Source organism: Ktedonobacteraceae bacterium (assembly GCA_035653615.1).
Taxonomy (GTDB): Bacteria; Chloroflexota; Ktedonobacteria; order Ktedonobacterales; family Ktedonobacteraceae; genus DASRBN01.
The window spans coordinates 75,493-89,041 of sequence record DASRBN010000002.1; the positions used below are offsets into that span (position 1 = coordinate 75,493).

10 protein-coding genes are annotated in these 13,549 nt (G+C 52.7%); 7 read left to right on the forward strand and 3 right to left on the reverse strand.

The features are described from left to right. Positions 1-4 precede the first annotated feature (4 nt). Positions 5-829, forward strand: a complete 825-nt coding sequence (locus VFA09_01465; GenBank protein ID HZU65919.1) for an alpha/beta hydrolase — start codon at positions 5-7, stop codon at positions 827-829. Between the two features lie 77 nt (positions 830-906). Here VFA09_01465 and VFA09_01470 read toward each other — a convergent pair whose 3' ends face one another. Then, positions 907-2,523: an ISL3 family transposase gene (locus VFA09_01470; GenBank protein ID HZU65920.1), complete on the reverse strand. Its 1,617-nt coding sequence runs from the start codon at positions 2,521-2,523 to the stop codon at positions 907-909. 132 nt (positions 2,524-2,655) lie between these two features. On the opposite strand from VFA09_01470, the gene VFA09_01475 reads away from it, so the two are divergent. Continuing rightward, positions 2,656-4,230, forward strand: a complete 1,575-nt coding sequence (locus VFA09_01475; protein HZU65921.1) for an AMP-binding protein — start codon at positions 2,656-2,658, stop codon at positions 4,228-4,230. A 73-nt stretch (positions 4,231-4,303) separates the two neighbouring features. On the opposite strand, the gene VFA09_01480 is transcribed toward VFA09_01475, so the two are convergent. Beyond that, positions 4,304-4,549 carry a hypothetical protein gene (locus tag VFA09_01480; GenBank protein ID HZU65922.1) on the reverse strand — a complete coding sequence of 82 codons (246 nt, stop codon included), beginning with the start codon at positions 4,547-4,549 and terminating at the stop codon, positions 4,304-4,306. Between the two features lie 703 nt (positions 4,550-5,252). Between VFA09_01480 and VFA09_01485 the strand changes: the two genes are divergently transcribed. From VFA09_01485 to VFA09_01500, 4 genes are all read left to right on the forward strand, one after another. Next, the gene (locus VFA09_01485; protein HZU65923.1) at positions 5,253-6,134 is read left to right on the forward strand and encodes a tyrosine-type recombinase/integrase; all 882 of its coding nucleotides are present in this window, start codon (positions 5,253-5,255) and stop codon (positions 6,132-6,134) included. A 286-nt stretch (positions 6,135-6,420) separates the two neighbouring features. Further along, positions 6,421-7,341 carry a tyrosine-type recombinase/integrase gene (locus VFA09_01490; GenBank protein ID HZU65924.1) on the forward strand — a complete coding sequence of 307 codons (921 nt, stop codon included), beginning with the start codon at positions 6,421-6,423 and terminating at the stop codon, positions 7,339-7,341. 8 nt (positions 7,342-7,349) lie between these two features. Continuing rightward, entirely contained in the window at positions 7,350-9,986 is a 2,637-nt protein-coding gene (locus VFA09_01495; protein HZU65925.1) for a serine/threonine-protein kinase, read from the forward strand. A gap of 286 nt (positions 9,987-10,272) precedes the next feature. After that, the gene (locus VFA09_01500; protein HZU65926.1) at positions 10,273-12,372 is read left to right on the forward strand and encodes a hypothetical protein; all 2,100 of its coding nucleotides are present in this window, start codon (positions 10,273-10,275) and stop codon (positions 12,370-12,372) included. On the opposite strand, the gene VFA09_01505 is transcribed toward VFA09_01500, so the two are convergent. After that, entirely contained in the window at positions 12,287-13,042 is a 756-nt protein-coding gene (locus VFA09_01505) for an AMP-binding protein (GenBank protein ID HZU65927.1), read from the reverse strand. The genes VFA09_01500 and VFA09_01505 overlap by 86 nt on opposite strands. A 305-nt stretch (positions 13,043-13,347) precedes the next feature. Here VFA09_01505 and VFA09_01510 point away from each other — a divergent pair. Next, the coding region (locus VFA09_01510) for a hypothetical protein (protein HZU65928.1) at positions 13,348-13,549 on the forward strand (202 nt) is incomplete at its 3' end.

The window sequence follows — 13,549 nt, forward strand, 5'->3', positions numbered from 1 at the left end:
AGTTATGAGTAGAGATGAATCACCTGCTTTCCCTACGACGCTGGTGGATGTGGGAGGATATCGGCTCGCCATCACTTGCATGGGCACTGGAAGCCCGACTGTGGTCCTGGATGCGGGTATGGGAGATGCCAGTGAGGTCTGGCACCAGGTGCAGAAAGCCGTTTCCCAATTTACCCAGGTGTGTAGTTATGATCGCGCAGGTCAGGGTCAGAGCGATCCAGGTCCCAAACCCCGCACCAGCCAAACCATCACCAGCGAATTGCATAGCTTGTTAACCCATGCACATATTCCCGGCCCTTACGTCCTGGTGGGGCATTCGTTTGGAGGATTCAATGTGCGTCTGTTCGCCAGCCGCTATCCAGATGAGGTGGTCGGTTTGGTGCTCGTCGATTCAGCCCACCCTGACCTGGATCTGGTTGCATTGCTACCAGCAGAGTTCCCCGAGGAGAACCAGGGGGTGCGGCAGGTACGACTCACCCTTAAACAAGAGACCCAGCAGACGGACAACCCAGAGGGCATTGATCCGGCTGCGAGTGCTGCCCAGGTGCGCTCCATTACCTCACTGGGAACATTACCCCTCGTTGTGCTCACTCACAGCTCTGAACGGTGGATAGATATGTGGGTCACCGCATTCCCTGGTTTTCCGCGGGAGCTGGCAGTCAGGCTTGAACACGCCTGGCAGGAGCAGCAGCACCAGCTCTTACCGCTTTCGTCACAGAGCCGGCAGATGGTCGCACAACAGAGTGGGCATTACATTCATCTGGAGGAGCCGGAACTGGTGGTGAACGCCATTCGCTCCGTAGTTGAGCTGGTCCGACGAAGAGCGTGATGCAGCATCGCATCGTGCGAATGCCTGCGTGTTCCTCCTGGGTCTCCTCTTTTACCACCGGACATTTTTTTTGCGTCTTAGAGTGCATGCAGCACACGCTTGCGGAGCAAGGGAAATCCGGCCCTGCCATATCCTTGTCTTTTGATCAGCTTCAGCTTGGTTACGTGGCCTTCAGTCTGACCATTGTTGATGTGCCAGGTGAGCCCCGCCTGGACGGCAGTTTTGTCCCGCTCTATTCCAGCAGCAAAGCTTTGCAGTTCTGGCAGACCACTTTGGGCGACTTGCTCTAACCAGCCATCGAGTCGGTGTCCTTCACGGTGGTGAAGCATGTGCAGGAAATCCTGCACCAGCAGGTAAGCTGTGTTGAGTGTCTGATCGACTAATCGGAAGGCCGCCAGATCTTCCTGCTCATTGCTCGCGAGTTTTTTCGGGTCACGCATGAAAAGCCACACGGCTGTTCGTGAGGTGTAGCGGGGCAGACGTGAAAGCCCGGCTGATGGCACTATTTCCTTGCTTTTGAGTGTTTCCAGGAAGCGATAGACCATGCGCTCAGACCCGCTATATCCCTGGAACTGCACTTCATGCCACAGCTGGCGGCCACTGTGCTCGCCTTCTCGCCAGCGTTTGAGCACATACGGAGCGTAGAGATCAAAATCGCTACGATATTTACGTCGAGGCCTGGTATCAGGGGCAATACCCTTGTGGAGCCAATCCCGCACAGTTCGCTCTTTCATCTCAAGACGAGCAGCAATCTCATGTGAGGTCAATCCTTGCTCACGCAGGGCGGTCACTTGTTGATAGCGCCCTTGTCGCTCTGCACGGCGTATTGCAATGATCTGCTTCACGCTCTCCTCTTGTGCTGGACGCCATTCCTCAATGGGAAGGAGATGCTCGGTTGAGCTCTTCTCGGCTTCCTTGCTCTGCTGGCTGGTCTCCTTCATGGCTTGCAAGACACGAGCCAAGAGCCGTTGCACGGCTTCTGAGAGATTCTTTGCAAGGTGAAAGCGATCCGCTATCTGCATCGCTTGAGGAGCTCCTAGAGCCGCAGCGGCAGCGTATTCACTTCCCCGATCTCGACTCACCACCGTAATGTCTGGGTGTTGCCAGATCCAGTGGGCTGCCGAATCACAGGTGCGATCCGGTAACAGGTCCACGACGCGATGGCCCTCCAAGTCCACGAGCACTGTCCCGAACTGGTAGCCACGCCGGAAGGCAAACTCGTCGATCCCCAAAAGGAGCACCGATCCAGAAGGGGTATCGGGCAAGTCCATGATCTGACGGAGGATGGTCTGGCCAGACGTTTGTATTCCCAAACGAGCAGCGAGTTTGGCTCCCCCTTTGCCACAGGTGGAGAGCCCAATGGAGGTAATCTGCTGGCAGTATCGGATCGTCATCCTGGCCCATGGCTCGACAAAGGCCGGGAGACGTTCAGCAAAGACTTTGCGCGCGCAATAGGGATTGCGGCAGGAGAACTTACGAACGGTCAGGAACAGCTGGACGCGACGGCCTGCGCAGGGAACATCGCGTAAGGTCCGGCGATAGTGGCAATGGATCGATGCGGATGCTTCAGAACAGAGCGGACAACACGAGGTGGCAGAGGTGGCAACGACCTCGATGATGACGCCGTTTTCGGTGATCTGGATCTGCTCGATCCGCATCCCTTCAGGCAAGGAAAGCAAGGAAGTCTCGTCCATCACAACCTCACTCTTGGCGATGAACCAATCTTCGAGAGGGTTCTCATGGAAGGAACTCTATCATTACCTGTCAATGCATCTGATCTACAAGGCAAGCATGCCGTAAGCCCCTAAAGTGGACAAGAGCGCGACGTGATCGACAAATGGGCCACTGATCCCAACAAACTCGCCATGCTATGGATTGGACAAAAAGGCGAAGTGGAGCGCAATATTACGTTTGCCCAGTTCGCCGAACGCTCCAGCCGGGCCGCCAATGCTTTTGCCACACTGGGCATTCAGAAAGGCGACCGCGTGCTGGTAATGCTGCCGCGCATCCCAGAATGGTGGGAGAGCGTGCTGGGCTTGATGAAGCTGGGAGCGATTGCCATCCCCTGCACCACACTGCTCACCCCCAAAGATATCGCTTTTCGCGCCGGGGTAGCGGAAGCTGTTGCCATTATCACCGATCACGAGGGCGCGGCCAGGTTCGACCAGGTACGCAAGGAATGTCCGACCGTTCAGCACGCTATTCTGGTAGATACGCCGCAGAGTGAGCGTGACGGCTGGACGAATTATCATCAGATCGTTGATGAAGCATCGCCGGAGTTCACCGGCGAGAAGACGCGCAGCGATGACCCGTGCCTGGTTTACTTCACTTCAGGCACTGTCGGCTATCCCAAGATGGTACTCCACACTCAGGCCAGCTACCCTATCGGGCATACCATCACCGGCAAGTACTGGCTCGATCTGCACGAAGGTGACCTGCTCTGGAATCTTTCCGAAACCGGATGGGCAAAATTCGCGTGGAGCAATCTTTTTGGTCCCTGGAGTCAGGGTGCCGCTATGTTCATCCAGGATGCGCGCGGCAAGTTTAATCCCATCGAAACATTGGAGATGCTTAACAAGTATCCCATCACGACGCTCTGCGCCCCACCGACCGCCTACCGTATGCTGGTACTCGATGAGCCGATGAAGTATATGAAGGCTAACCCACCGAAGGCGCTGCGCCATTGCGTTGGCGCCGGTGAGCCACTCAACCCTGAAGTCATCAAGATCTGGGAAGATGAAACGGGCATGACCATCCGCGACGGCTACGGGCAGACGGAAACGGTGCTGCTGTGCGCCAACTTCCCACCCATTCAGGTCAAGCCTGGCTCGATGGGCAAACCGTCGCCTGGTTTCGATGTCGAAGTCATCGACCATGACGGCAATCCGCTGCCAGCAGGCAAGGAGGGCGATATTGCCGTGCGCGTCAAGCCGCAGCGCCCCACCTGGATGTTCAAGGAATACTGGCGCAACCCCGATGCGACCAAGGCCTGCATTCGCGGCGACTGGTATATCACCGGCGATCGCGCCTACAAGGATGAAGACGGCTACTTCTGGTTTGTCGGACGCGCTGACGATGTCATCATCAGTGCAGGCTACCGCATTGGCCCCTTCGAAGTCGAGAGTGCCTTAAAAGAGCATCCTGCTGTTGCTGAGTCTGCGGTGGTGGCAAGTCCCGATGAGATGCGCGGCGAGGTCGTCAAAGCCTTTGTCATCCTGGCCCCTGGCTATACCGCATCACCTGAACTGGCCAGCGAATTGCAAGACCACGTCAAGCGTGTCACTGCACCCTATAAGTATCCGCGTGAGATCGAGTTTGTGGATAGCTTGCCCAAGACCATCTCCGGCAAAATCCGCCGCGTGGAACTCCGCGAGATGGAGCGGCAGAGGAAGCAAAGTTAGTAGACTGGTTATTCCATGCAACAAAGCGCCTGAGGTTTCATCCAACGGCTGCGAGCGGCACCTCGCAGCCTGATTATGAGACAGTCCTTACACGGCCTGACGACTCTGCTTTCCGATGTTTATTGGTTTTGCAGCAGGCTGTATCCACAGTTGGTATCGTCACCTCCCAAGTCTTTGCCTTCTCGATATAAGCCAGCAGACGGTGCTGTTCGTCTTGCCTGAGCAGTTCCCAGGCGACTCGCGCTGACCGAGCAGCAAGGGAGCGGCTGCCGATATCCAGGTGCTGGTTGCTCGTGGATTCTGCTTCAGGCTGCCTCATAAGTTGGTCCTTGTTGTACTCCGATGCTATTACACAGTTCCACTCTAGCAGATGAAGGCGGTGGGGATCTGTGAAAAGGGCAGGCTACAAGGAGACGAGAGGCGGTACACACCTGGGCAGAGGGCAAAAAAAAACGGGAAAGGCCGACAGGGCAAGCACATCATGGGCGATAAGCCATCTCTGTCTTTCACCCAGGTGCGATCCGCCTCTTCCCCAGGTGTCATCCGTCTCGGTCTGGTAGACTGAAGGTGTTTAGAGCTGGAAGCACTCCCATGAGGGAGATTCCAGGGACAACACAGCGCGTGATCCATGCGCTAGTGGTCTAACCGCTACAAAGGATCAGGGTCGCCTCCCCTTAGATGTTGGTTGAGCTGCTCCTGCGCTCCTGTTGGAGATGGCTGGTTGAGCCGCTCCCCTCAAAAGAGGGCATCCACCAATTGTCCTTGTAGGTCGTCCGTGTCGTGCGTTCTGGGAGTGCGCCCTGGTAGCGTATGGCTCTCTGTCTTCTCGTCGAGGGACAGACTACGTCGTTCTTCCTCTCGTTCGTGGAGATATAAACAGCGTAGCTGCTGAAAGTGGTGTCTCGGAGCGCAGCCTTTCAGCGGAGTGGAGCGAGTCGAGTCTTCGCAGGAATGTCCTTACCGTGATCGCTGTCTTTTGTAGGTGCTAGCTTCTCTCTGCTTTCTCAAGAAAGGGACGTTGTATGGGATCTCGCAAGAGCATCATCCGTGAGGCGATTGAACGCCTGGACACTCTCATGGCGATTGGAGAAAGTCGCTTTCAGGCTAAGCAGGCACAACGGGCCGCCTCTCCTGATGGTGGGTGGACCGTTTCCACCGGCAAGATTCACTCGCACACCACCCGCAAAGTCTATCAGCAGCAAGTCCTGGCATTCATCAACTGGGCGCGAACTAATCATGGAATTACGCGCTTAGCCTGGCTGGATGAACGCGCCGATGAACTGGCCACCCAGTATCTTACAGAGCATGTGGTTGCTGACAGAAGCGCCTACACCCTACAAACCGAACGAGCGGCGCTGCGCCTGTTCTTTGGCGACTGGAGCCTAGCAGCTACAGTGATGATCCCCAGGCGTACCCGTACTACTATCACCCGCTCACGCGGTCCCGCCACCTATGACCGGCACTTCCAGCCAGCCAATTGGCAGATGCACATCCGCTTCGCCCAGGCCTGTGGGCTACGCCGGGCAGAACTCCGCGATCTGCGGGTGCGTGATGTGTATACGGCTGACGATGGAACCCTTTTTGTGCATGTCAAAAATGGCAAGGGAGGGAAAGCTCGTGAGGTGCCCGTACTCTCCGGTCATGAAGAGGAAGTACTGTCCGTTGTTCAGGGGCGAGCACCTCACGAAAAAGTCTTTGACCACATCCCCAAGCACATGGATGTGCATAGCTATCGGCGCGACTCGGCCCAACGCCGCTATCTGCAGCAGGCGCCAGGGCTAGCATTACCTCCAGTTGAAGGGCGACTGAGGCATGAGGACTATGACTCTGCCGCAACCCAAGAGGTTTCGTGGGCCCTGGGGCATAATCGGCTGGATGTGGTGTTGCGGCATTATCTGCGCTAGCAAGCACCGTAGCGGTGCAGGAAACCCCCTGTCCTCCCTAAAACACCTCGCAACGTCGATTCCACTTTCGACATAGGTCTTTCGCGGTCAGGTTTTACTTGAAGCGGAGATACGCTGTTCTTTCAATCGCTCTCATGGATCTCGACGTTTCGCTACCAGCGGGATCATTATAGCTGGACACAACTATTGATTTCTGCTAATATATATTTACGGAAATAGATCAGGCAATTCACCAGGACTTATTTCTGCTAAGGTTATTGGCGCAAGCGAGAAGACAAGGTGGTTCATGAAGCGGACGGCACATCCACCACTCTCACATGCTGGGCTGGAGGCACTGGCTTCCGATGAGGACTGGTTGCACGAGCTGGAAGATCTCACCCCAGCCTCCATTCGCAATTACCTGAGCGATCTGCGCCACTTCATCGCCTGGTATGAAACTGAACAAGATGCTCATGTCCGCGATTGCTTTACCCCGCAGGGTATCACCACACCAGCATTGATAGGGTATCGAGCCTATTTGCAGACCGTCCAACGACAGAAACCGGCTTCGGTCAATCGTTCCCTCATCAGCTTGAAGCGCTACTTCGGGTGGGCTTCACATCAGCACCTCATCACGTATGATCCTTCCGTCGCCGTCAAACTCTTGGGGCAGGAGGAAAGCGCCCCTCGTCATCTGGACGATCAAGAAGAACAGGCGCTGATGGCAGCCGTGACGAAAGCAGGAACTCTGCGGGACCGTGTTCTCATTGTCCTCTTGTTGCATACAGGACTGCGGGCAAGGGAAATCTGCCGACTGCAGTGCGATCAGGTGAAGCTAGGCAAGCGGAGCGGCTTCCTCGAAATCATTGGGAAGCGCAACAAATATCGCGAGGTGCTACTCAATGCCACAGCTCGCAAGCTGCTGGAGGAATATCTTCCAACTCTCCCGCCTGATACCGTTTTCCTTTTCCCATCAGCCAAGACGCAAGATGCCTTGTCGGCACGCGCTCTAGGCTATATCGTGAAAAAATATGCGCAGGCAGCGAGACTCCCTGGTGTCAGTCCTTATGATTTGCGCCACCGTTTCGGCTATCGGATGGCAGAGTCCGTCCCGTTGCATCGATTAGCGCAAATCATGAGACATGATTCGTTAGATACGACCAAATTGTACATTCAAGGCACAAAGCACGATTTGCAGCAGGCGGTTGAAACGATCGCGTGGACATAGGGGGCAACATGTTCGTTATCAAACCAGAGCAACTCGTTGGTCAGCAAATGAAAAACTACCAACTTGTAGAGTTCCTCAGTGGAGGGGGATTTGGTTACGTCTACCAAGCTGTACATGTGAAACTCCATAAAAAAGTGGCCATCAAGCTTTTAAAGCCAGAGCATGTGCTTAATACAGAGCATCTAGCAGCCTTTGAGCGAGAAGCGAAAATTATCGCTAGCTTTACTCATCCGCACATTCTAGATATTTATGACTACGATGTGTTTGATGAGATTCCTTTCATCGTTATGCCCTTTATCGAGCAAGGAAGCTTGCGGAAACTCCACCCCCGCAATTCAATCCTCGATATGGCAACCATTCTCTTTTATGTGAAGCAAATCGCCAGTGCCTTGCAATATGCCCACGATCACAAAATCATACATCGCGATGTGAAGCCTGATAATTGTTTATATGGACCACAGGGAGTACTCTTACGTGATTTTGGGATTGCCATTACGGCCCATAGCATCAACTCGCTGTCACTACAGGATGGGTATGGAACTCTCTTCTATAAGGCGCCGGAACAATTTGAATACCATGCTCAAATTTGGAGCGACCAATACTCCCTGGCTGTTGTAGTCTACGAATGGTTATGTGGAAAGGTACCGTTCACTGGGAAAACTGTCTATGAGCTTTATCGGAAGCACAAGGAAGAACCTCCTCCTTCGTTCAAGCAACAAGGTGTGGATGTTCCACCAGCCGCTGAGCAAGCGGTCAGGAAAGGTCTTGCGAAGAAGCCAGAGGAGAGGTATCCAAATGTCGTAGCATTTGCAGAGGTCCTTGAACAGGCTGTCTTAGCGCATCAGGCGGCAATAAAATCCCCTCCAATCCCCGACAATCCCACACCGGCATCTGCGCGTGTATCACTATTACCTCAAGCTAGTAAAGCCGATACAGAAAAACAGTCTATACATCAGCCATCCGATCAAGTACCAACCAACAGGGGAAAATCAGAAGGAGAAGTGCAAGTTCCACTAAGCCGAAGGTCACAGGAAGTGCATGATGAACAAGAGACTGGGTATCGACAAGAGGAAGCCGAGTATGATGAGGCTTTGGAAAGGTATAACCGAGACCCTCGGTTTCGGCAGGTATATTCAGTGGTACATATAGATAACATAACCGGAAATATGAAAGTTGATATTACGAGCAAGCCAGAAAATTATTATGAACGAACGAAAGAAAATAATGAAGGGCTGGCTACTCTGCTAAGAAACCCACTAGGCCAACAGGATGTTTTTGCTTTTGCGCTCATAAAACCTTTGTTATTAGCTGTAAAACCTGAAGGTAGCAGAAAAACATACAGAGAACTCATGAATGAATTAAAGGAGCGTGAATTGGCAGTTTTGAAAGACGAGTTCCTGGCTGCCACTATTGAAGCGCTCGAACAATTGTATAATCCTGGTATTTCATCTGGACGCTCACATATCCGGGAGATGAAGAAAGTTCTCCAAGAACAAGTGGTGCAACAACCAATCAATGCCATTGTCAAAAATTATGAAAAGGAACAAAAAAGGCAATATAAAATACCTGAAAATGCGGAATTCAGAAAGTTGTCAGAAGACGAATTCAATAATTTACCAAATAATGATGCAAAACGGCAATATAATCGGCTATCAAAAATAGCGGATCGCTCAAAGGAAATGAGAGAGTTGTTTGGCGATTTTCAAGGAAAAGCGGAAATTCCCATTTTCGCACTTCTAGGCGCAACTCTCATGCAGGCTCGTCTGCGAAGGAAGCCACCAGCACCTGCATATCCTTCGCCATCACCTCAATCAGCATCATCTAGAAAATCTTCACAGCAGTCTAATCCATATAGGAGAAGGGTATATACCATCGCGGGTAAAGATTGGCAGACAGACAAGTTATATGTTGACGCTTCCAGCCGGATGGAAGATTATTTTCAAAATCCGCGAGCGCAAGCTGACTTATTAGCTTTAAATATCATTGCTATGTTTTTGATGCAAGCAAAAGCTCCAAATACAGACGAAACGTATGCCTATGAGTTCACAAAATTACGCAAGAGAGTGCAAGAGTTAGGGGAAAAAATAGCAGCAAACCGAGGATTGGTAGATAGTGCCAATCCCGCTTCAGAATTGAAGCCGCTTAATGCACTAAGTCCTATGGAGGCATACACTCATCTTGAATTACAGAAGCAACTGGATCAAGCTGCTCACGTGCTAACCCAGTTGAGAGCACAGTTTCAAAGTGATGCAATGACAGCTATACAGAATGCGTATACAAAACCCTTAAGTCAGATGCAAGAAATTCTTCAGCAAGAAGTACGTACCCATACAGCGCTAGAGCTTATTAGGCAGTTCGGTGAACATCTCGCTGCATCCTGTGGTCTGGATAGCCTAACAGCACAGCAACTAGCAGCACAAGCACTGAGAAATGAGCCACGAAGAACTGATAAAGCAGCATGGCAGTGCTGGAGAGAAAGGTTAAGTCCCGAGCAGAAACGTTCGATAAAGTGGGCAAAGCGTATGGAACAGATTCAAGGACCGGAAGGAGTGGCGAAAACGACAAGCGAAATGTTACTCCAAACAATCACAGGACTCGATCTTATGGAAAGACGTATGCATATTGATCTGTTACCAGAATCTTAATCGAGAGGAAGAGCTACTTACTAAGGAGTATAAAGTCTCATTCCGCATTTGTGAATGTCGATAAAGTTCAAAAGCAGCACTTTGGTTTTTGAACAGCAAATGAACTATTACCTCTTCAAATGGCTGCTCCAGGAACGAATCCTTGCCATGTCCCCTTTGGGCTAGCTTCCTATCCCACTTTCTGTTCCAACTGTAAGCAAACCCCAAATAACGCTTGACTAGCAGAGGTAAAATGGAAACATACAAGTATTGGCTTAACTATTTATTCCAATGAAAGGTGGTGCGTATGCGTAAGTTGAAAGCCTACGTCCCCAAAGACGACCTCGAGATGCCAAAGCAGATTGACAAGAAGCGCTACACGGCCGTTCTTATCCGTCAATCCGACCACCGAGCCGAAGCCGACCACATCTTCTCAAGAGAGAGCCAGTTAAAACTGATACAATACGCGGTACGGCTGCGAGGCGACGTAGACGACAGAATGGTGCGCCTCTATGACGAAGGCGCGGGGGTTTCGGGTCAGAAGCGTATCGACCAGCGCAAAGAGTTGAACCGCCTGTATGCGGACATCAAGGCAGGCATTATCGGCTCGCTGGTCATCATCCACGAGGACCGCTTGTTTCGTGACGAGTATCACACCAACGACACTACGTTTATCAAACTGCTGGCTGAATATGATGTACTGCTGTTTGTGCGTACCGATCATCGCCGCTACGACTGCACGAAGGCCAGTGATCGCAACTCACTCATCGAGAAGATGATCGCCAGCCGCAACTACCTCGACGATCATGTCCTCGGCCGTATGAACGGCAGCCAGGAAGCCAAAGCGCTGCAAGGCTTGTTTGTCGGCGCGAACCTGGGCATGGGCTTTGTCACCAAAGGCAAAAAGAAAGAGCAAGTCATCCTGATCTATGAACCCTGGGCCGAGAAAATACGCTGGATGTTCAACCGCTTCAAACAACTGGATGACGTGTCCAAGTTGGGTCATGAAATAGAGGAGCTGCCCTATCTCTTCCCCGATCCTTCGGTTGACGATTTGATGACCTACACCTTCAAAATCCATATGAACAAAGTGCCGGGCGGCTTCAAACCCTCCTGTATCGAGACAGTCAAGTACATGCTCTCTAATCTCAGTTATGGCGGAGCGATTATCTATAAAGGTGCTATCATCGCCTGGGATGAGAAGCGGGCCATTGTCGATAAAGAATTGGCGCTCTGGGCCTATCACAAAATCACTGGTAGAGATGTCGAGGGCAACTTGCTTGAGGGTGTGGAACGCCGTAGCTTGAGAGACGATAGCGCCCAGGCAGTGCTCAAGTACATCCTACGTGATCCGCAGGGGCCGTTATATGTCACTAGACCAGAGCAGCCGGAGTATGTGCGCCAAAGCCTCGTAAAAGACCACAAAGCGCAAGGGAAAATCTACCGCGACATTACTTTTGCTATCCGCGCTCACCTGATTGACGACATCTTTTTGGAGCGTGTGAAGGCGCTGGCGATAGCCGACCAGCATATCGCTCAGACCATCGAGCAGAGCATCAAGAGCCTCGAAGAACAGCACCTCGAAGAGGCGGTATCCATCGAAGACCAACTGGCCAACGTGCGGCTCGAACAACAGAAAACCCTGGCTATGCTCCACGACAAGATATTGACGTTGACCGATAAGGAGAAGGCCACCTATAACGAGAAGCTCGCTGGACTGAGGGAGCAGGAGCGAGAACTGTTAGAAGCACAGGAACAGGCAACACAGGCCGACTTCAAAAAAGACTTTGAGGAGTTAGAGGATTTACTGGCAGACATCCCTGGGCGACTTGACGGCGCTATGATGCTGCGCAAACAGAAGCTGGCGAAGCTCATCACGGAAAGCGTCACCATCGAAGAGGTGAGTGTCCATTGGCTGCGCTTAACAGTCTACTGGCGTGGGCCGCTGGCCAATAGACCTGACATCTGTCTAATCTGGCGGCAGAGAGGCAGGCGCAGCGAGGAATGGGCAGCAGCAGAGGATGTGTATATCAAGGCCAATTATCCAGATGGGGATAAGCTTACGATGCTGGAAGCGCTGCCGAGCCGAAGCTGGAATATGATCTACCAGCGGGCGCTCACGCTCGGCGTCCACCGGCGAGTCAATACGCTTAATACAATACCTCAGAATGTGACCGTGGAGGACTTGAATGTCATACCCGACAGGGAGATGGCGCTGCAGCTGGTCGAGGAGGCGGCGAAACGTGGGAACCGTTCGTACGGCATCTGGCTCTACTCAGCGGGGTTAGCCGATTTTGCGCGGGAGGTTGAACAACGGAATATCAATTCTGGTAGTTTGCCCATCCCATTTCCGAGAGGTTCCAGTGCAGGTCATCTTCATGCAGATCAAGCCAATATTTGCCGGTGATGGTATGCCCAATAGGATAGCTGGCGTGCGTGTGCAGCACCATCTTAGGATAACCCACCGTACCAGAGGTGAAGTAGACCAGGCAGGGGTCATCGCTGCGCGTCTTCGGCCCCGTGAATTCCGGGAAGGCCTCCTCAACAACCTGGTGGTAGCTCGTCCAGCCTTCGCGTCCAGCAACGCCCGCATTTGGCGCGACCAGAATCGCTACTTTGATCGTGGGACATTCGCTGCGCACCTGGTCGAACTTGGCAGCGCCCTCCTCATCGGTGATGATCGCAGCGGCCTCGGCAATCTCGGAGCGGAACTGGATATCTTTCGGCGTCAGTAGGGTGGTGCAGGGAATGGGAATCGCGCCCAGCTTCATCAATCCCAACACACTCTCCCACCATTCTGGGACGCGCGGTAGCATCACCAGCACACGGTCATCTTTCTTGATGCCGAGGCTGCTGAAGGCATTGGCGACGCGGTTGGAGCGTTCGGCAAACTGGGCGAAGGTGATGTGCCGCTCTTCACCGTTTTGTCCAATCCACAGCATGGCGAGTTTGTTGGGGTCGTCGGCCCATTTGCCGATCACATCAATGGCAAAGTTAAAATATTCGGGCACATCAAGATGGAAACTACGACGTTCGGCCTCATAATCCGTCATATTCGGTGTTCTAGATACGACCATGTGCAACACTCCTTCCAGGATAGGATGCAAAAGATACACAACGTTGTGTCTGGCTACCATCTTCTTGTATCATATCATGAAAGTGCGACCAGTGCAGCCCCGATGTAGGATATCCGACTATTTCAGCAGAACCCGATGCTGGTCGACACCGTTTGAGATAAATTTTGAAAGGGGGAACAACCGCTTTTAGAGCATGGCGCTCCGCTGTTTTTCCTCGACTCGACTCTTGACGTTGCGTCCCCAGATGCGTATACTATGTTCGGCAACTGATGTGTTCGGCAACTCTGAGGAGCATGCCTGCGCCCGTGTTTCGTTCGCGCGAGCGAGGCGATGGTTCCTCTGCGGTGTTCGGCAATGGTAGGAGCATCCCGGCCCAGCGCCATTCATTAAGAGAGCAAGTAGGGATGAAGCAATCCTCTCATATGACCGGTGTGGTCCAGGACATGATCCTGACCTTTGAGCACGAGGGAGGCGAGGCGACGGCAGCGGTGGGCTCGGCCGCCTGGT